Below are 20,563 nucleotides of genomic sequence, written 5' to 3' on the forward strand. Positions count from 1 at the left end.
TACTGAAGAGTACACTCGTAATCAGTAGGCTGAAAATTAATCTTAACATGGTTAGTTAGTTTTTAGTGTGTAGTGAATTTCAATAATCCTAAACTATTCAGGTAGTAGGTTAATAGGAGTAATTATAGGTGTATGGCGAAAATAGCTCAAGAGGTAAGTGGAGAAAGTGATTTTTTTTGAAAGGAAAGTGAATCCTGGACCCACGTCGGCCCTCTTTTGTAGGGGGATTGTATGGATCCAGGTGAGTTCACTACACTATTCTTTTACTATTTTAGCTGAGTAAACCTCGTTTCCAGCATACATCTTCAACAGGTATAAACCAGCAGGGTGGTCAGTCAAGTCAACATTATTGCCTGGCTGCTGCTGTGTGAGTACCAAGCGGCCGGTAAGGTCGTAGATTTCCAGCCGCTCCAAATCAAGCTGGGGCAGTTGTACGTTGCCAGTAGTAGGATTTGGATAGATTTTGAATTCAGTGGCATTGATATCCGTTACATCTACTGTTTCCAGAAGCGTAACCTGGCCCAAAGGCCCTTCTGAACAATCGACTAATTCTACGCCGGTGATTACCGGTGCGCAGACAGCCTCACAAGCAAAAGCCGGGCTACAGGCAATTGTAGGTAGTGGGGCATCATTATCCACCAGCCAGTTGGCTGGGGTGAGCAGTGCGGGGCGTAAGGCGCTGGGGACTTCCTGGGTAAGGCTACAGTTGTATTTAATATTGTCCCATTCATCACCATCAGGATTGTCCCTCGACCAGCCCGGGAGGGAGGTCTCCGCTACCAGTAGTAGCTACACCGAATCCTACGCCAGTATTGGCCAAGGCGGTAACGAAGCAGGTGCTGCAAGGGGAGACATGATTGTCTCCTTGATACATCACCAGCGTTTCCCCTGCACTAGAAAGTTGAAAGCCCTGGTCTGTGTTATCACTAACCGTAATGCCTGGGGTGGTCGTCCCAAAGGCGTAAACAGGAGGATCAGGATCCATATCGGTGATGATTACCTCTGTACCACAAGGGAAAGCAGTGGTAAAGGTAATGGTGAGGTAACCTTCGGCCGCTTCGAAGCCTGTACCCGTAGTGTATTCTTTGTCGGTAACAGAAATTTGTGTGCCGGCTTCTACAGCACTGAGGAGCACAAAGCCGAAGGCATCGTCATTGTTTCCTTCCATGTTTATTAAGGTAAAGACGGCATCCCCTGGAGCGAGGGTCGTCTGAGCGTTTAGCGCTCCGGTTAATGGAACAGTAAGTAAGAACAATAGGGCCTTTAAGTAGGCACTGTAGCTGAAATGTTTGTAAGCGTTATGCATATTTTATTGAGTACAAGGGAGTCTTGTAGAAAAAATCTACACAAAGGGCGTAGCTTATTTGTTTTCTCCTCCCTGAAATAAAAAACGCCTACTCTTTTACGGATTTTCGGCTTCCTCCGAGCTGAATACGGGTTGTGGTGTTTTTACCCCTCATTTTTTTTCAGGCTACCCATGATTATCTGGCGAATAAAGGCATGTGACAATAAGAGCACGCACAAACAACTGGTGTAGAACATGGTGATAGAGGTTTATTTACTCGTGTATGCCCTAGGTCGAGGTCGAGGTAAGTGGTAAGGGCGTTTTTTTGAAAAAAACTTTCATCTGCCTATAATTCAATACTTTTGAAAGAAAAAGGCTTCCATGTTTGTAAATAAGAATTTTGCGTTTAGTAACGTCTGGAATTTTTCGGGAATACATCTCATTTGGATCACGGCTTGGTCAACTTTGGTAGCGGTGTTGTTTGAATACACCCATTGGGAATGGTTACACATTCCGTGGTTGCCTTTGTCTGTTATTGGTACAGCAGTTGCCTTTTATATTGGTTTTAAAAACAACCAGGCCTATGATCGCTTATGGGAGGCCCGCAAAATTTGGGGAGCTATCGTTAATAGTAGCCGTTCCTGGGGCAGTGCTGTTAAGGGCTTTGTGACGGACCAATTTGCAGAACGTGAGGTGGGAAAGGAAGAGCTCCATTTACTTCATAAAAACCTTTTTTACCGCCACATCGCTTGGTTATATGCGCTACGTAGTCAATTGCTCATCCCCACGAGTTGGGAGCATAGAAGCCAGAATAATCACATCGGTAAACTCAATGAACGCCGGATGGAAACCTACGGCGTAGGCCTACTCAAAGACGATGTAACAATGGCTGAACTTGACCGCTTTCTTGGCAAGGAGGAGCATGAGCGGCTCATGAATTATGTGAATACAGCTACCCAAATCATCGATCAACAATCACAAGAACTGAAGGCGCTCAGGGAGCAGGGTCTATTAGATGATTTTCGGCACATGGAGCTTCAGAAAATCCTCTCCGATTTTTATGAACACCAAGGCAAGGCCGAGCGTATCAAGAAGTTCCCATTGCCACGGCAGTACGCTAACATGAGCTTCATCTTTGTAGGGATTTTTATCTTCTTGCTGCCTTTGGGTATGGTTGCGGAGTTTCATAAGTTGGGCGATTTTGGCGCGTGGTTGTCGATTCCTTTTTCGGTGATCGTTGGCTGGGTATTCATCATGATGGAACTGGTAGGTGATTATTCAGAGAACCCATTTGAAGGCTTGGGCAACGATATTCCTATGCTCTCCCTTTGCCGCGTCATCGAGATCGATATGCGCGAAATGCTCGGGGAGACGGACCTTCCTCCTGCCATTGCACCGGTGAATGGGGTGTTGATGTAATTTTTTATTTAAACCATCAAAGGGACGGGTTTTGAACCACCGAAGGGCACTTAAGGTAGATTTTAGTTGAACCACATAAGGCACAAAAGGGCACTTAAAGGAAAAAAGTAAGTTTTTTTTGTCACGAAGTAGAGAATCAGCGCTTATATAGTTAGATAATATTTAAGGCTACAAAAAATGAGTAACGATGATTACTAAATCCTATTTGAGTGATTTGATTTATAAGGTAAATGGCGCAGCTATCCAGATACACAAAACATTAGGCCCTGGTTTACTGGAGAGTGCTTACCACAAACTAATGGCCATTGAAATGAAATATCAAGAAATAAATTTTATATCTGAAATGCCAATACCAATATATTATAAGAATGAAAAAGTCGACCTGGAATTTAGGTGCGATTTTTTCGTTGAGAACTGCCTAGTAGTTGAGCTAAAGGCCGTAGAAAAAATTCTTCCAGTACACGAGGCTCAATTGCTCACCTACTTAAAGTTACTAAAGCAGCCCAAAGGACTCCTAATTAACTTTAATGTAAGTCACATCTATTCGGAGGGACAAAGAACTTTTGTTACCGACCTCTACAAAACCTTACCCCAATAAATCCTCATGTGTCCTAGTGTGCCTTATGTGGTTCAAAACCCCTTTCTTCTGTGTCTTATGTGGTTCAAAAAAAACTAAAAAGCCTCCCCTACCGTGAGGTAGAAAGCGCTGGTATTGGGGCCGATACCGTAATCAAGCCGGAGGCGAATTTTATCCTTGGGCAGTAGCGTGAAGCGAATGCCCGCCCCTACGGCATAGCGTAAATAATCAGCCTCCCAGTTTTGCCATTCATCGACGACGGAGCCGATACCGCCAAAGGCTACCGCTCCGAAGCGACCCTTAATAGGAAAACGGTATTCCAATTGAGCAGCGGCTAGCTGGCGATCGCGATAGCGGCCTTCGTAGTAGCCGCGCAAGAGGCGCGTTCCCCCTAGTAGTGCCAGTTGGTTGAAAGAAGGTGTGCTGCTATTTCCTTCAAGATAGAGCTGCCCCGCCCATACATGATTTTCCTTACGGCTCCAGTATTTGCGAACATCAACCGTCCATTTGACGAAATTTTGGGTTGCGCCAAGGAATTCGTTATTCGTGAGTAGTGCCGCTTCTGCCCACCAGCCTTTAGTCGGGAAGAAGAGGTGGTCGCGACTGTCCCATTGCCAGATGGGGCCAATAGCACTATAAGTGGAGGCTTCGTTGCCGATGACGCCCTCCTGCAATAAAAGGCCGCCTTCCTGCTGGTCGTAAACCTCCCACTGGTCCCAGGCGTAGCGGATACCTGCTAGTTGATGTTTTCCAATTCGTTGGAGGATGTTGATCCGAACTCTGGGGAAATTGACACCGTAGGTTTCCCCTTCGTAATCCTCAAAGCCGTTGCCAATACCGTAAAAGAAGTAGTTGTAGCGATAATAGCCCAATTCGCCGATGAAACGTAGTTGATCGCCCTTTGTATATAGCTGAAATGGAAGGTAGAGGAGCAATTGGTTATTTAGCGTGTATGCGGCACCCAGCTGCACTTGCGATCGTGGGCTAATACTGTCCAACGGAAAAGTTATCACCCCGGCGGCTCCAAACGACCAGGTTGTTTCAGGGGTGTAGTATACCAGTGGCAGGATAAAACGCTCTATTTGGGAACTGTCGGCTTGGGCTATTAGATTTGGAGACCAAAAGAGGCTCGTGCCCAATAGCAGTGTGTAACCCAAACATAAAAAACGGAAAGAGGAGGAGGCAGTTTTCATAAGGATAGTTAATGCGGGCGAAACAGTAAATTACTCCCATGAGTTCGCATAAACTATTTTCTGGTGTCAAAAAGAACGCTACTGTTCAAATGGGGACATGCGCTTAATCTTTCCGGTAGCTGATGCTGTCTCGTACTTTACCATCTTCGCCGTGGATGATGACGGTGGAGCCGTAGTTTTTAGCGATTTCCTTGGCGCGGTCCAGTGCATCGCGTTGATAGTTGTAAACGCCGGTGTAGCGTTCATTGCCTGCCCCCTTGACGGCCCAGCCTTCTTCGTGTGGCACCACATGTTGGTTGTGGGTAGGTTTACTTGTGCGTACCCCCATGTTTTTGAGAATAATCTTGATGATTTTCTGTAAAAGGTTGGTCCAAAAGGAAGAGGTGCGAATGTCTGCCATGTTATCAACTACTTGGATTTACAAAAGTAAAGATAGGTGCTTATTGGCAAATTTCAAGAGGGGCCATCGCTGTCTTGTCATTACTCGTCAATAGATTGCATGGGAATGTAGGTCAGTTGCTCTGTATCGCCGCTATAAAGTGATTTGGCTTTTTCGTCGAAAAAATTGCGATTCCCGATCTACTTCTTATTTATTTGCAGCCGAAGTCACTAGCTTTTGATGTATCAAAAAATACACGCGGTCACTTCACAAAGAAAGCCCATTAGTAGTCATGAGTATCGTCTTGTTATTTGTCCTTGTTTTTATTATTAGTGCCATTGGTAGTGCTCCTCCGGGGCTCATCAACCTTATGGTCATGAAGCGCGCTATTGCAGCGGGGCGGGAGGCTGGTTTTTTTGCTGCTTTAGGTACCGTTGTCCCCGAGTTTGTATACACTTATATTGCGGTGTATGGCTATTTAGCTATTGCCAATGATGAAACCATTGGGCATCATATTCAACTGGTAGGTGTTGTTGTTTTCTTTAGTCTCTCGGTTTATTACTTTATTCAAAAAGCAGAGGACCCTGTATTGGATGCAGTCAGTTCACAGAAAGATAAATTTATCAGTTTTCGGCGCGGTTTTTTTACAGCGTCCATCAATTTACTGGTGATGCCTTTTTGGGCATTTATAACCCTTTTCTTGCATACTTATGGTTATGAATTTCAAACGCAAAGCGAGCTGATAACGTTTGCTTTAGCTTCGGCTTTGGGGGCACTAATGATGTTCTTTTTATACGCCAGGCTGGGGCACCTCATCGTCTATAGGATGGAAAAACTGGTGCAGTATACCAATAAGTTTCTGTCTTTGATCTTTTTGGTGTTGGGGCTTTATCAGTTGGTGAGGTTGTTTTGAATTTAGATCCAGAAAGAAAAAGTACTCCCGTTTTTCCCATCGGAAGCCACGTGAATGCTACCACCGTAGCGTTCTAGGATCGTCTTGCAAATAGATAGACCAAGGCCGGAAGATTGGGTGATAGATTTGTTGGTAAGGGTTTTGAAAGGCGTAAAAATACGCTCGAAGTATTCTTCTTCGATACCAATACCGTTGTCATTCACCTGGAAGAAGGTTTTCCCTTTGGTGCTAGTAGCAACGTGTACAGTGACCTCGGGGTGATCGGATTCATTGTATTTAAAACCATTTTGAATGAGGTTTTGTAATACCAGGACGAGCATTGGGCGGGTGAAGAATATCTTTTTTATTTGCTGAGGGTTATGGAAGGTCAATCGACCATTGGTTTCCAGAATGAATTGCTGAAGGTTATTTTCTACGGTTTGAAAAACCTCTTTAAGAGCAACGGCTTCGTGTTCAAGTTCACCAAAAGAGATTTTTGTAAAAACTTGTAAAGAGTCTACAATTTCTTTTAATACTACTGCATTGCTGGTGATGAAGTTGAGAAAATCGGTTTCTTCTGTGGTTATTCCTCTTTCGGCAAGTCGTCGCTTCAATAATCCTGAAAAGCTGGTAATATTGCGGACAGGCTCTTTAAGGTCATGCGAGGTAATGTAGGCAAACTGCATCAGGGCATCATTACTTTCCGTCAGAGATCGATTCAGTTTTTGCAATTTGCGTCTACTACGGGCCTGTAAGAATAGCATTAGTAAGGTTAGGAATATAAGGAGAGCAAGAGCAGAGGTGACAAGTGTGAATCGTTGTTTTGTTAAGGTCTGTTGGTGTTCAAGTGCCTGTTGGGTACGTTCTTGTTCAAAACGTCCTTCCAAGAGTTTAGCCATTAGTGAAATATTGGTTTTACTTTGGTCTAGCTCAGCTTGTTTGGTCCAACTTTTTCGCAGCAAAGCATAGGCTCTTTGATAGTTTCCCCGTTTTTCATAAAGAGCGGCCAAGGGCTCTTCTATTTCGTGGTCAACCCTGGTTCCTAGTTGGAGGCCCAATTCTCCGTATTCAATAGCGATAACATCTTCGTTTTTCAAAGAATGAAGTTTCATCATACCTTGATAGCAGTCCACGAGTTCTTTGTTTTCACCTTGCTCTTTACTAATTGCAATGCCTTTTTGGAGGTAGAAATTGGCAGAATCCAACTGGTTTTGATTCATGTAGTATTCGCCCATTAAGGAATATACATAACCAAAAGCAGTGGAAATTCCTGTGGTATTATGCAGGTCAATAGCCTTTTGGCAATAGTGCATTAGGCTAGTGTCGTCATCCAGCATCCCTGCACTGAATGCTAATCCATAGTAGGAGAATAGCTCACCCATGAGGTCTTTTTCCTCAATGGCTATTTTTAAATTTTCTTCATTGAGACTATAAGCCTTTTCAAAATCATTGACGGCACCATAAATGATTCCCAAGTTATTATTGATGCTGGTGCGGGCCCTGGTCGTAATGCCTTTTATTTTTTTTGCTTGCTGATAATGAACCAATGCTTCCACCATGTTTTGCTTTGCCTCAAACTCATATACGCCTGCGCGGAAATGATAATTGGCCATGGTAGGGCTGAGGGTATCTTGACCAATCAGCTCTCGGGCCTTTTGGAGGTGAGCGGGGGTTTCTTGCCAATTGCGGGTACGAGCTCCGATGCCGACTCTGTCTAAATAGAGGCTGGCTTTTTGTAGTGGCTGCGTAACGTACGCTAAGCCCTGTAGGTAAAGGCTATCGGCTCGATCATATTGACCCTGGGTCTGATGGAATCGGGCAATTGCCTGAATGGCTTCAATGATAAGGGGTTCATCTTTATTATTTCTAGCAAAACGGAGTGCCTGTTGGCCGTAGTAATAGGCCGCTGCCTGCTGATTGATAGCCTGTTGTTTTTTCATGAACTTTAAGGCCAGGTCATAATTTTCAGGGAAAGGCAATTGTTCATCGATAGGGATAATATTGCCCCCATCTTCCTGTGGTACTAAGGTCTGTGTTGCAGCGGGCGCTGCAATGCATATAACCAAGGAAAGCAAAACAACTTTCGTTATTATTGACATCATTAAAGGATCAGCTGATAAAGAAGAGGGGGAAGTGAACGCCTAAAAATAGGGGGAATTTAACAAAATATGCCTCATATGTGATAATAATAATATTAAAAGAGGCAGTGTTGACTGGCATAATCTATTCTACCCTATGTAAATAGTTATAGGGATATGCCATTCTGACCGATGAATATCGAAATTACTTTTTCTCAAAAATAAAATAAGAATAGGGGGCTAGAGCAGATGTCTACATCATGCTGTTAGAGAACTTTAGAAACAAAAACCATTACTATCTATGTTACGCACGCTAAGTAACTGCCACCAGTGGCGGACAGGATTCCTATTGCTGGTACTCAACTTTTTTTCGTTAATGCTTTGGTCTCAAACGAATGGCCTAACGCAAACCATCAAAGGAACCGTTCTTGATCAGGCTTCAGAAGAACCGATCATTGCTGCCAATATACTCATTCTTAATGTTGAGCCTTTGCTGGGAACGGCTACCGAATTTGATGGCACTTTTCGTCTGGATGATGTGCCTGTTGGCCGCCACAGTATCCGCATCAGTTGCCTTGGGTATGAAGATGCTTACATCCATGAGTTGGAGGTTGGTTCTGGCAAGGAGGTCGTCCTTACACTGAAACTAACAGAATCACTGGTGACAATGGATGAGGTAGTCGTTAAGGCTGAACGCCTCAACGGTACCCCTAATAATGAGATGGCTAGCGTAAGTTCACGTTCGTTCAGCGTGGAGCAAACCAAGCGCTACGCTGCAGCCGTTAATGACCCAGCTCGGATGGCGCTATCCTTTGCAGGTGTAAATACCAATGACGACGGAGGCAACGAGATTGTCATTCGGGGAAATAGCCCTCGCGGCCTACTGTGGCGAATGGAAGGTGTCGAAATTCCGACCCCCAATCACTTTTCTGACCAAGGAGCTTCAGGTGGAGGCATTAGCGCGCTAAGCGTAAATATGCTGGCCAATTCCGATTTTTTGGTAAGCGCTTTCCCTGGTGAATATGGCAATGCCATGTCTGGTGTCTTTGACTTAAAGCTGCGGACAGGCAACAATGAAAAGAGAGAATATGCCTTCCAGGCAGGTGTGCTTGGCCTGGATATTTCAGGAGAAGGCCCGATAGGAGAAGAGGGCGGCGCAAGCTACCTGGGTAATTACCGTTACTCAACTTTAGGCGTCCTGGGACAGTTGGGGATTCTTGACTTAGGGGGGGAAGAGTCCATTTTTCAAGATGCTTCTTTCAAAATACAAATACCTACCACCAAGGGTGGATACTGGTCTGTTTGGGGCTTGGGCGGACTGAGTAATAGCACCTTCAAGGATAGTTTGGAGCAATATGATTACCACTCTGATCGCGGAGTGATAGGTGTTAATAATCGGCGATACCTGGCGAAGAACGATTATTTAGAAACCATTGTCAGCTATGCCGTTGATCGGGTTTCTGATGAGGAAGTTTATGTGGTTGATAACTTTGTTGGAACAGAGGAGTTTACCACCCATGCGTTGCGAGTGAGTATGCTTTATAATCGCAAATTCAACGCGCGGAGTACTTTCCGGATGGGAGCGATTGGTAGCCGCTTGTCCTACACTTTTGCGGAGTGGGAGGAGTTTAATAGCCCTCGTGTTACGCTCATCAATGAAGAGGGAGCTACGGCGAATGTACAAGCTTACGCTCAATTGAAGCACCGTGTAGGCACGACTTTACACCTAAATGCGGGCCTTCATGCGACCTATTTGGGCCTTGGTGGGCAAATGGCTATAGAGCCGCGAGTAGGCATGCGTTGGAACCTACGCCCAGGGCACGTACTGAGTGCTGGCGCTGGCTTGCATTCTCGCCGTGACCCACTGCCCGTTTATTTTGCTCAGGTTCAAACCGGAGCGGATACTTATTCTCAGCCCAATAAAGAATTGGCTTTACCAAAAGCATTACATGGCGTACTGGGGTACGAATGGCGCTTTCATCCCCAATGGCGCGTGCAGACTGAGGTTTATTACCAGGATTTGTACGATGTAGCCATCGCCAGCCCCAATGCACAGGGCGTTTATGCAGGGACAGCCTCTGCGATCAACTTTGACAGTGGCTACGTGACCGACTCGCTTTTTGCAGATGGTACAGGCCGCAACTTTGGTTTGGAAACGACTATTGAGAAATTCTTTACAAATGGCTGGTACGCCCTGGCGACGATCTCCCTCTATGAATCGCTGTATACAGGCCGTGATGGTGTGGAGCGAAATACCCGCTACGCTGGTGGTTATGTAGGTAATATGCTGATTGGTAAAGAATGGAGTGTGGGTAAGAATAAAACGAACCTTTTAGGAGCCAATATCCGGACAAATGTAGCCGGAGGAAACCGTTACAGCCCCATTGATTTGGAAGCTTCTCGGACAGCGGGATATACCGTTCGTGACTACACTAAGGCATGGGAAGACCAAGTGGCTTATTATCTCCGTAGCGATGTGCGTATCTCCTACCGGAAGAACCGTGCAAAGACCTCTTCCATCATTTCGATTGATATTCAAAATGTAACCAATAGAGAGAATATCTACGGCCGTTATTACTCGGCTGGTAGCGATAAAATCGTAGAAGAAACCCAGCTAGGGTTGATTCCTATTTTGAATTATCGGTTGGAGTTTTAAAAGAAATTAGGTTTTCTAAAGGCGACCGTTATGAGACACACTGGTGTCTGGTAGCGGTCGTTTTGTTTTAGAAAATTTACATATATTAGAAGATACAAATCAATAATAATACCCACCCTATTGAGAATTAGCATAATATCCCTCCTTTTTGCGCTATTTTCCCTAGTGATTTTACCTCGCTTAGGTGCGACGACGACCCAGGAACCCACCCCTGTGGAGGTAATGGAATTGCCGGAAAGCATCCTTTTAGTGCAGGCCGCTACCAAAGCAGAAGCGATTGCGGAAACAGTGGCTGTTTTTCAGGGAAAATCAGCAAATAGAAGCCCGGCGACGCTGCGGCAGTTGGAAGGCCAATTGTTGCTACAAGAAGGCCTGGTGGAGGAAGCGAAAGAAGTATACATAGCAGGTTTAAAACTGGATACAGATAAGGAGACTCATGTCAAGTTGCTGGCCGGATTGGCGAGTTGTTTTGATTTATTAGGAGATAGTGACGCCGCAGAAAATCTGTTTACACAAGCTTTAGCATCTGCTAGAGCTACTAGATTTCCATCTGGCCTTGCCTGGATTATTTTTCACAGAGGAGCGGAGCTGGTCGAGCCGGATACATTGTCTGGGGAAGAAGTTGAGGTTCTTAAAGCATATGCAAAAAAACTCCTGTACAGTCATCCCCCGCTATCGCTGGCTGCGAGTAAGTGGTTAATAGATTATTGCGGCCAAAATAGAGGGTGCGCTATAGAGGGGCATATCGGAGCAGGCTTGGTTTACCGAGACTGGGGGCAATTTGATCGTGCCCTTGATCATTTCTATTTAGCTCAGGAAAAAGGAGAACAGTATGGCTTTGGGAATAGATCCAAATACTGGGCATTGCTCAATATTGCGGCAGTGCATGATATGCATGGGCAACGCCAGGTTTTTTATGAAATTATCGAAGAAGTCATCAAAAATGCGGAGGAGGATCAGGACGATTGGGCACAGGCCTATGCCCTAAAAGACCTGGGGATCAATTACCAGGAGAAGAACCAGTTTGAACAAGCAGAATACTATTTTAAAAGGAGCATTCCTATTATGAAGAAACTAGACGACCAGAGAGGGCTGGGCGCATGTTATTCAAATCTGGGGTATGTTTATACGGAACTAAAACAATATGAGCTAGCGGATAAAAGCTTGAATGATGCGCTTGCCATTCTCAAAGTCTCCAACTACGATCAACTCTATGCTTCGTCCCTGTTGGTGAAAAGTAATCTTTATACAAAAAAAGGGGATTGGGAAGAATCGAAAAGACTATCTACAGAAGGGCTGGCTATTGCTCAGCGAATTAAGGCTCCTCATTTGGTAATCGACGCTTTCTACCTCCTTATGGAGTACTATCTTCAGCAAGGTGATCCGGGTATGATAGAAAACTACGTAGATAGCCTACTGGAGACGAAAGATAAATATGCACAACAAGAGCGGCTATACGAATCAGAAAAATTGAAGGTTCGTTATGCTACCGAGAAAAAAGAAGAGCAGCTGGCCATCCAAAAAGAGTTGAATGCTTCTTTAGCGGCCAAAAATTTATTGCAAAAAAGACAGCGCAATACGCTATTGTTTATTCTCTTTCTTGGTCTTGTCGTCGTACTCTTGTTTTATAACCGTTACCAATTGCAGCAAAGTTTGGACGAGGAAGGTGAGAAGAGAAATGCATTGGAAAAAAAGCGCCTGGAAGAAAAGATAAATCACAAGCAACGAGAGCTGGCTTCGCTGACATTGCAAATGGTACAAAAAAATGACTTGCTTCAGCAGTTGGAAGAAAGCTTGAAGAATATCAAAAAGAATGATCCTGGTTTTCAAAAGGAGATGGTCAACCTTAATAAAATGATCCAGACCCACCAAAGCCTGGACGAAGATTGGTCAGACTTTAAAACCCATTTCGAGGGGGTCCATCCTGGTTTTTTTGATCGCCTGCGTGCTCAGATTGACAAGCTTTCTCCGCAGGATGAGCGGCATTGCAGCTATCTTAAAATGGGTTTGTCGACCAAAGAAATTGCCCGCCTGATGAATATCAGTGCTACCAGTGTACAGATGGCGAGGTATCGGTTGAAAAAGAAATTACAATTAGGCAAGGAGGATGATATTTACCAGTATATCAATGATTTATAATTAGTATATGGGTTTTTAATATAAGACAGTATAAGGTTTGTATAAGGTGTGCGATTCCTCCTGTAGGAGGTTTGTAGGAGCTTGTTATAGTCTATTTCCGGAGATAAAGTACTTTATTTGCTTATCAGGCAACCACAAGAACCAAAACAATACAAGGGGGAATAAAGTGGAAGGTAATAATATCATGCTTACCACAACAATTCCATGTTTTTTTGCAACCCGGCAGATTCAAATCTGCCGGGTTTTTGTTTTTATGGTAATACGATTTTGGGGCGGGAAAAAGCTCAGGATATTTTTGGGCTAAGGCAATGTGTATCTTATTATATATTCGTAGACGATCAAATAAAATTATAGAATTCGTATCAAGGAAGTCAAATGGGAGAGTTTGAGGTATTATAAAGATAGTTTGATACACTTCTTCCTTGTATTTTTGATACATTAGGGAAATTGTGTGAAACCGTATTGTAGATTTACACACTCGATTTAATAGTCTGTTATCAAACCTATGTCTTATTTGTCTCGGATCAAGCCTGTTGCAATGGCTTGTCTTCTCGTTTTCTTTTGTTGCCTTTCTATGGATGGGCAGTCGGTTGAGCGTCGATATGTTGACGGAGATTACATTTTGGAAATAAGTCTTTGGACCAAAGAGGATGGTTTGCCTTCGTGGCATATTTTCGATATTATCGAAGACGAAAAAGGGTTCCTTTGGTTAGCGACCAATGTAGGGCTTGTTCGTTTCGACGGAAACACGTTTATCACTTATAGTGGAGAGAAGTATGGCCTGCGTAGTAATAGAGTAGGACGAATAGCAGAAGATGTCAATGGTAATATATGGCTTTTTTGCTCAGAGGGAGAAGATCGTTTTTTTGATGTGTTTGATCCTATAGAGGAATCTGCTACTCCGTTGCAGTCTTATATCAATGAAAAACTGCCCTTGTCTTCTTATAGTCATTATGGTTTTTTTCGACAACAAGATACGATATGGTTGCTGGACCCTGTAAGCGGTAAAGGCGGCCGCTATCAAGGTGAATGGGAGTGGCTCTTGAATGATACTTCTACGTCGAGAGTATTGGAGACAATGGGGGAAACGAAAGATTTTCCATATTACTATCCTCGGAAAGATGGCTTATTCTGGGTTTGGAAGACCAAAGAAGGGAAGCTAGGCCTATACGTTATTGATCGTAACGGCAGAGAGTTGTCTAACCTTAATTTTGGCCACAATAGTCGCCGGTTTTCCAAAGTAGATGAAGATTTGAATTTTCATTATTGGTCTCAACCCCAATACCTTGGTGATTTAGATACTTTGTTTTCTTTTGGAGACAATAGTATTCACGCCTATCCTTATGGTAGTTATCCTAGTATCTCATGGGGGAATTCGATCTACCATGACCATGGTAGATTTTTAAAAACGAATAAAGAGGGCTTTGGCTTAGCAACTAACAATGCCACTGCTTTCTTTTTTAAGAAAGATGAAATCTTGTTTGAGAACTTGAGCAGTTTATTGGCTAAAGATTTTCAAGCTAGAATTAATGAGATTATCGTTTTGATTGATAATGAATCTTTCTGGTTTAATTCTCCGGAAGGGCTTTTTCGGATGAAAATCAAGAAGAGTTTATTTACAACCTATCCTCATCAGGATAATATCATTACGAGCGTACGAGGAATGGTTGGTATTGGTGATAGCCTGCTAATTGCCAACACGTACGCAGGGATGTTTCAGGTAGATTTACAGGAAAAATACTTTTCTTCTATACCCATGCCAAATGGGTATAATAATATGGGGCTACTTAAGGAGGAGAGTCAGGTATGGGTAAGTAAATCATCGGATGACCTAATGCTTTACAACTTTATAGACAGGAATTATAAAACATACCCTTTTCGGTTTTATAATGGAGAGTATAATGGTTATAGTTTACATCGATTAAATGACACGGCCTTATGGATTGCGAGTCATTTAGGAGTTTTAGCATTCCATGAAAAATCAGGGTCTATTCAGCCTCAACTTATGCAAGATACGAGTGCATATTTTTGGCATACGAATAATCAAGGCCTCTGGCTAGGATGTCAATATGGTTTGTTCTTATTTAATGAAGAGGGACAGCGAAAGAAACATTTCCCAGTCCTTGAAGATGATAAAACGGAATTGAGGGTCTATTTTATTCATGAAGATGAAGATGGGTTCTTTTGGTTAGGGACGAATCAAGGCTTGGTCTGTTGGAATCAAGAAGATGAAACTTACCGAAAGTATACCGTAGAGGATGGTCTTTCTGATAATAAAATTCATGCAATTTACGAAGATAGCTATGGGCACTTGTGGCTGCCTAGTAATTATGGTCTGATGCGTTTTCGAAAGTCTGATGGTTATGTCACGACCTATTTAGAAAAAGATGGTTTACCAAGTAATGAGTTTAATTTTTTAGCTTACTTTCAGAGAGAAGACGGGCTACTTTTTTTGGGAGGGGTAAATGGAATAGTTTCTTTTTATCCGGATAGTATCGAGGCTCAAGCGCAAGCCAAGCTCCATTTGCAGATGGCAAAAGTCGTGGTATATGACCGCAAAACAGAAGCGATTATTAACAAAACAAGGCAGGGTATAGAAAGAGGGCTAGTGGAAATAAGGCCTTCTCAAAATCGTTTAGAGATAAGTTTAGTGCCCCACTATTTTATTGATAGTAGGGTCGTTTACGAATGGCGATTTCCATGGGAGAGTGAGCAATGGAAGGTTCTTTCAGAGGCCAATTTGTCGCTGATTAATCCAAACTATGGCACTTATCCTGTAGAGTTTAGGGCTTACCCTGTCGGTAATAAAAATTTACAAAGTAAAATTCTAAGCCTTCAACTTAAGGTACTAAAACCTATCTACTTAAGATGGTGGTTTTTTGCCTTATTAGCACTAACAGTTGGGGGTGTTTTTTATGGCTATTTTAGGTTGCGACAATTACAGTTAAAGCTCCATAATGAGGAACTTGAGCAAGAGGTGAATGATCGTACATTGGAATTACAGGAAAAGCTCGAAACGATTGATCTACAGGCAAAGGAATTACGCCAGCTTGATGAAATGAAATCGCGCTTTTTTATCAATATAAGCCATGAATTACGTACTCCGCTTAGTATGATTTTGGGCCCTGTAATAGCCCTTAGTAAAGAGCAATTTCCACCTGAGCAGATGTCCCAGTTGCAACGAATAAAACGGAGCACAAAGCAGCTTCGGCAGATGACCGAGGAGATACTGGATCTTGCCCGTCTGGAAGCAGGTAAGCTTGAGTTGAGAGAAGAAGTTGTCGTTTTTTCGCCCTTCATAAAAAGGGTCTTTAATGCTTTTCATTCATTAGCAGCATCGAGGAATATTAATTATGAGTTGGTGTTAGATGCACCAGCTGATTTACGATTAATGCTCGATACCCAAAAGGTAGAACGCATACTGAATAACCTGATCTCCAATGCCCTTAAATTTACAGGTAGAGGCGGGCAGGTTATGGTGAAAGTGATGGTTGATTCAACAGTAATCATAATGACTGTTGAAGATACAGGGGTGGGAATAAACGAAACGGATCTTGTAAGGATTTTTGATCGTTATTACCAGGCTCGCCATCAGCAAAATTTGGAGAATGGCGGTTTAGGAATAGGGCTAGCCATGTGTAAAGAACTTGCCGATTTTTTAGGAGGACAGCTAGCGGTAGAGAGTGAATTAGACAAAGGCTCGGTCTTTTCTTTAAAACTACCTGTTTTAGTAGTAGAAGAAAGATTGGTAGAGCCTAAAACTACGAGTGAGCAGGATGTTTTAACGAAAACCAGATTGCTTACCTTGCCTCCACCCGCGAATACAGCTGGGCAGCCAATGGTACTTATTGTAGAGGACAATGATGACTTTAGAGCCTATTTGCTGGAAATACTTAGACCTTATTATCGTCTGGTTCAAGCTAGTGATGGTTTAGAAGCGTTGGATGTATTGAACCAGCAAGAAGTGGATTTAGTAGTATCTGATGTAATGATGCCTCGAATGGATGGTTTTGAACTATTAAAAGCAGTGCGTAGCCAGCCTCAGCAGTGGGGAGTGCCGTTTATTCTACTTACAGCCCGCTCTGAGCAAGCCGACCAGCTTTATGGTTTGCGTCTAGGCGTGGATACTTACCTTTCCAAACCTTTTGAGCAAAATGAATTAATTGCTAGGATTCATAACCTATTGAGTAATCAACAAAAACGAAAAGCCGCCTTTGAGGCTGTAATTGTTGCCGAAAAAGAGGAAGTGTCCTCATCCCCAGTAGAGACTCCACCGCTACCAGGGCCCAGCTTTGATGAACTATGGTTGATAGATTTAGAGACATTGTTAACCCAGAAAATTAGAAACCCCCAACTGAAAGTAGGGGACTTGGCACGTGAGATGGGGATGTCTGAACGTAGCTTCCGAGATAAACTAAAAGGTTGTACAGGACTTAAGCCAAGCCAATATATTCTTCAGGCACGGCTACAATTGGCTTATCGGTTGTTAGAAGAAAAACGCTATTCAACCATTGCCGAATTGGTTTACGCCATTGGTTTTCAGAGTAAGGCTTATTTTTCTAAAAACTTTAAAACCAAGTTTGGAAAATCACCGTCTAAGCTATTGAATAGATAAATTACTGAATATGGTCTTATTTATCCATTCTTTTTTAACTTAGGGCTTGTTGTAAAATTTCACCTTTACCTTATTGATCCTCCCAAACTCTTCCGAGTTAGGGCTGTTTTGTCAAAATGTTGACCTGTAATTGTTTTGATAATTGACCTAAAGTGATTTTCCTTCGGTCTTCATTGTTGTCGCAGGCTCACGAATTTGACTTTTCTTTGGATGAAGATTTTGGACACTCCCTTTCGCCGGGCCTAGTTCATTTCATCACGAAGAAGTTCCCAAACAAATACCTGGAAAATTTTAAAAACCTTGAATATTATCAATTGATAATCTTGAAGCTGTTTGCAGTATTCTACTGTGAGCAAGCTGAAGGCTTGTAGTTACTGGCAAAGTTTATTGTGATGTTCATGGCTAAAGTTACGGACCTCAAAATAGTTGAGGTCCAAAAGTGTCAATGCTTTTTATGTAAGTAGACAAAAATATGGAAGAGAACGTCATTACACCACATTTTCATTTGAAGTTACTGATTATTATAATATCGTTTTTAGTATGCGGACTGAACGTTCTAGCTCAACCGATTACTCAATTATTTTATGAACAAGATTATACGGTGGAAGTCAGCCAGTGGACTGCAAAGACAGGTTTGCCTAGTTGGTTGATTTATGATCTATTTGAAAGTAAGCACGGATATATTTGGTTGGCTACGTTTCGTGGCCTTGTTCGTTTTGATGGCCATGAATTCACAAGCTATAATGATGAAAAATATGGGTTTCGTACAGCAATGCCTTTTCATGTAGTAGAAGATTTGAATGGGCTTCTTTGGGTTTTTGCAGAAGCACAAGCTAATAAAATAATCGTAGATGTTTTTGATCCGATACTAGAGCAAGCGATACCTCTTGAAGATTATATAGGTACATCTCTGTCTTTGTCTCGAATGTGTCACCTAGGTATTTATACGATGGAAGATACCTTATGGATATTGGACCCTGTCAATAGAATGGGGGGGAAGTACGATGGGAAATGGAATTGGTTGCTACGGGATACTACCTCACGGAATACCACTCCTTCCCGTTATTTTTCAAATCGGAATCAGGAGTTTTTACGACAGGAAGTAAGGGCTGGTGTTACCTATTTGGAACGTATTGACTCGTTGGGTAATGTGTTGCACCAGATGCGTAGGGATGAGCTTATACAGCAGGATGTTTCAATGAGTGATGATTACCAAATTTGGTTTCCTACGATAGATCCAACCAATTCACAAATTGAACGCATTGGTTTTTGCAACGAAAATGGCAAGCTAATTCGCAGTGTTCCGTTATCGGAGATCAAGTCGGAATTATATACTACAAGCCCACCTGATGCCTTCCATTTTTTATTAGGTTCCAACGGAATCGCCTTACAGTTTGAGGATTCTAAAATCCAAATATATGACAAAGGTAAGGTGGTACCTTTAGATTTGAATCAATTGTTGCTTGATGCTTTCGAGACGGAAACCCAGGGGTATTTTTGGATGACCGCAGATAATGCTTTTTGGTTTCGATCTAGCAAAGGGCTTTTTCGAATTAGAGTAAGGCCGAAACTCTTTCGTAGTTTTATTACCGATGAAGAGGCACCGGTAAGTTTTCGTAGTATTATACCCATCTCTGATTCTACCTTAATTGCAAATAGTTATCGGGGCTGTAGGTTGATCAATATTCAAACAGGAGCTAACGAACAAGTTCTTTTTGAAGGTAGTAGGTTTGGCAAAGGACTTTTAAAGCAGGGGAATGATTTGTGGATTACTAACCACTATGGTCCGTTGGTGCACTATAACCTTTCTGAATTTAGAACTCAAAATTTTTACGGTATAGAATCCGGTTATCAAGGCTACGATGGTACAGATTTATTTGTACTTGGCGATACCTTGCTCATTGGCAGCGGACTTGGATTGTTTCATTTACGGCCAGGCGATATCAGGGTTACTCTTCGCAGTTTTCCAGATACAGCGATCCATTATTTCTATGAAAATTCTACGGGTATTTGGATTGGCACTAGTGAAGGTTTACAGTTGCTTGACCATCAAGGTAGTGCATTGCAAAGATTTGATTTCATGACGGAAGCCGAATCTACCCCGTTAGCAGTTTTTCATATTTATGAGGATAGGGAAGGCTTTTTTTGGTTAGCAACCAATCAAGGACTCTTGAAATGGGAACCGTTTTCTACCATACATCCGAATAGATATACTGTAGCTGATGGTTTGTCTGATAATACAATTCATGCAGTCTACGAGGATAAATACAACCAGCTTTGGTTGCCGAGTAACTATGGATTGATGAGGATGGATAAAACTAGCGGGCGAATAACGACTTACTATAAGGAGGACGGCTTACCTGATAGTGAATTTAACTATATGTCTCATTTTCAGGATGATAAAGGTAGGCTTTACTTCGGTACAATAGACGGCTTGTGTGTTTTTCATCCAGATAGTTTAGCACTAGATGCTTCGTTAGCTCAAGAATTATATTTACAAATAACCAAGGTTGTTGTATACGAACGTAATACGGAGACCCCAATGCTGAACACACAGCAAGTAATTGACAGCAGGGAGTTGCGCCTTCAGCCAAATGAAAACCGCATCATTATCGATTTGACGCCTAATTATCTATCAGGACGAGAGGTTGCCTACGAATGGCGGTTGTCTAGTCAGAATATGAACTGGCGGACGATGCCTTCCCCTTCATTAGAGTTAGCCAATCTTCCTTATGGCCGTCATGAACTGAAGATTCGGGCTTACTCGCTTGGTAACTCCATTAATGATCAGCGTGAAATAGCAATCTCCGTTTTTGTCATGCGCCCGTTTTACTTGCGTTCATGGTTTATTGTGTCTATAGTTAGTCTTTTCAGCTTAAGCCTATGGAGGATTGTTCGTAGGCGAAATCAACGACTTATAGCAGCTAACTTAAAATTGCAGAAACGGGTGGAGGAAGCTACCAAAGAACTTAGAGAGTTGGACGCTATGAAATCTCGCTTTTTTATCAACATTAGCCATGAATTACGCACCCCACTTAGTATGATATTGGGGCCTGTGACGAGCCTTAGTAAGCAGGATTTTCCACCTGAGCAGATGTCCCAGTTGCAACGAATAAAACGGAGCACAAAGCAGCTTCGGCAGATGACCGAGGAGATACTGGATCTTGCCCGCCTGGAAACAGGTAAGCTTGAATTGAGAGAAGAAGTTGTCGTTTTTTCGCCCTTCATAAAAAGGGTCTTTAATGCTTTTCATTCATTAGCAGCATCGAGGAATATTAATTATGAGTTGGTGTTAGATGCACCAGCTGATTTACGATTAATGCTCGATAC

Annotated in this window: 12 protein-coding genes; 7 read left to right on the forward strand and 5 right to left on the reverse strand. The window is 42.8% G+C overall.

Annotated elements, in window-relative coordinates; translation table 11 throughout:
• Positions 1–255 precede the first annotated feature (255 nt).
• The gene (locus tag ACRBG0_RS25540; RefSeq protein ID WP_431489668.1) at positions 256–639 is read right to left on the reverse strand and encodes a T9SS type A sorting domain-containing protein; all 384 of its coding nucleotides are present in this window, start codon (positions 637–639) and stop codon (positions 256–258) included.
• Between the two features lie 97 nt (positions 640–736).
• The gene (locus ACRBG0_RS25545) at positions 737–1,306 is read right to left on the reverse strand and encodes a hypothetical protein (protein WP_431489669.1); all 570 of its coding nucleotides are present in this window, start codon (positions 1,304–1,306) and stop codon (positions 737–739) included.
• A gap of 360 nt (positions 1,307–1,666) precedes the next feature.
• Here ACRBG0_RS25545 and ACRBG0_RS25550 point away from each other — a divergent pair, with 360 nt between their 5' ends.
• Both ACRBG0_RS25550 and ACRBG0_RS25555 read left to right on the forward strand, forming a co-directional pair.
• On the forward strand, positions 1,667–2,704 hold the full coding sequence (locus ACRBG0_RS25550; RefSeq protein ID WP_431489670.1) for a bestrophin family protein: 1,038 nt from the start codon (positions 1,667–1,669) through the stop codon (positions 2,702–2,704).
• A 187-nt stretch (positions 2,705–2,891) separates the two neighbouring features.
• Positions 2,892–3,302, forward strand: coding sequence for a GxxExxY protein (locus ACRBG0_RS25555; RefSeq protein WP_431489671.1), 411 nt, complete (start codon positions 2,892–2,894; stop codon positions 3,300–3,302).
• 74 nt (positions 3,303–3,376) lie between these two features.
• On the opposite strand, the gene ACRBG0_RS25560 is transcribed toward ACRBG0_RS25555, so the two are convergent.
• Together ACRBG0_RS25560 and ACRBG0_RS25565 are read right to left on the reverse strand one after the other, a co-directional pair.
• A complete protein-coding gene (locus ACRBG0_RS25560) occupies positions 3,377–4,474 on the reverse strand; it encodes a BamA/TamA family outer membrane protein (protein ID WP_431489672.1) in 1,098 nt (365 codons plus the stop codon).
• Between the two features lie 103 nt (positions 4,475–4,577).
• A complete protein-coding gene (locus tag ACRBG0_RS25565) occupies positions 4,578–4,874 on the reverse strand; it encodes a DUF2188 domain-containing protein (RefSeq protein WP_431489673.1) in 297 nt (98 codons plus the stop codon).
• A 271-nt stretch (positions 4,875–5,145) separates the two neighbouring features.
• Here ACRBG0_RS25565 and ACRBG0_RS25570 point away from each other — a divergent pair, with 271 nt between their 5' ends.
• On the forward strand, positions 5,146–5,766 hold the full coding sequence (locus ACRBG0_RS25570) for a LysE family translocator (protein ID WP_431489674.1): 621 nt from the start codon (positions 5,146–5,148) through the stop codon (positions 5,764–5,766).
• Positions 5,767–5,768: 2 nt separating this feature from the next.
• Here ACRBG0_RS25570 and ACRBG0_RS25575 read toward each other — a convergent pair whose 3' ends face one another.
• Positions 5,769–7,847 (reverse strand): ATP-binding protein, encoded by a 2,079-nt coding sequence (locus ACRBG0_RS25575; RefSeq protein WP_431489675.1) that lies wholly within the window; start codon positions 7,845–7,847, stop codon positions 5,769–5,771.
• A 277-nt stretch (positions 7,848–8,124) separates the two neighbouring features.
• On the opposite strand from ACRBG0_RS25575, the gene ACRBG0_RS25580 reads away from it, so the two are divergent.
• The 4 genes from ACRBG0_RS25580 to ACRBG0_RS25595 all read left to right on the forward strand — a co-directional run.
• Entirely contained in the window at positions 8,125–10,479 is a 2,355-nt protein-coding gene (locus ACRBG0_RS25580; RefSeq protein ID WP_431489676.1) for a TonB-dependent receptor, read from the forward strand.
• A gap of 120 nt (positions 10,480–10,599) precedes the next feature.
• On the forward strand, positions 10,600–12,618 hold the full coding sequence (locus tag ACRBG0_RS25585) for a tetratricopeptide repeat protein (RefSeq protein WP_431489677.1): 2,019 nt from the start codon (positions 10,600–10,602) through the stop codon (positions 12,616–12,618).
• A gap of 505 nt (positions 12,619–13,123) precedes the next feature.
• Positions 13,124–17,233 (forward strand): response regulator, encoded by a 4,110-nt coding sequence (locus tag ACRBG0_RS25590; protein WP_431489678.1) that lies wholly within the window; start codon positions 13,124–13,126, stop codon positions 17,231–17,233.
• 472 nt (positions 17,234–17,705) lie between these two features.
• The coding region (locus ACRBG0_RS25595) for a ligand-binding sensor domain-containing protein (protein WP_431489679.1) at positions 17,706–20,563 on the forward strand (2,858 nt) is incomplete at its 3' end.

Origin of the sequence: Lewinella sp., from assembly GCF_050633125.1 — a bacterium.
Classification (GTDB): domain Bacteria; phylum Bacteroidota; class Bacteroidia; order Chitinophagales; family Saprospiraceae; genus Lewinella.

Excerpts from the sequence above, each read along its gene's own strand:
- ACRBG0_RS25545 (WP_431489669.1), bottom strand. The coding sequence starts at position 1,306 with ATGCATAACGCTTACAAACATTTCAGCTACAGTGCCTACTTAAAGGCC.
- ACRBG0_RS25550 (WP_431489670.1), top strand. The coding sequence starts at position 1,667 with ATGTTTGTAAATAAGAATTTTGCGTTTAGTAACGTCTGGAATTTTTCG.
- ACRBG0_RS25555 (WP_431489671.1), top strand. The coding sequence starts at position 2,892 with ATGATTACTAAATCCTATTTGAGTGATTTGATTTATAAGGTAAATGGC.
- ACRBG0_RS25560 (WP_431489672.1), bottom strand. The coding sequence starts at position 4,474 with ATGAAAACTGCCTCCTCCTCTTTCCGTTTTTTATGTTTGGGTTACACA.
- ACRBG0_RS25565 (WP_431489673.1), bottom strand. The coding sequence starts at position 4,874 with ATGGCAGACATTCGCACCTCTTCCTTTTGGACCAACCTTTTACAGAAA.
- ACRBG0_RS25570 (WP_431489674.1), top strand. The coding sequence starts at position 5,146 with ATGAGTATCGTCTTGTTATTTGTCCTTGTTTTTATTATTAGTGCCATT.
- ACRBG0_RS25575 (WP_431489675.1), bottom strand. The coding sequence starts at position 7,847 with ATGATGTCAATAATAACGAAAGTTGTTTTGCTTTCCTTGGTTATATGC.
- ACRBG0_RS25580 (WP_431489676.1), top strand. The coding sequence starts at position 8,125 with ATGTTACGCACGCTAAGTAACTGCCACCAGTGGCGGACAGGATTCCTA.
- ACRBG0_RS25590 (WP_431489678.1), top strand. The coding sequence starts at position 13,124 with ATGTCTTATTTGTCTCGGATCAAGCCTGTTGCAATGGCTTGTCTTCTC.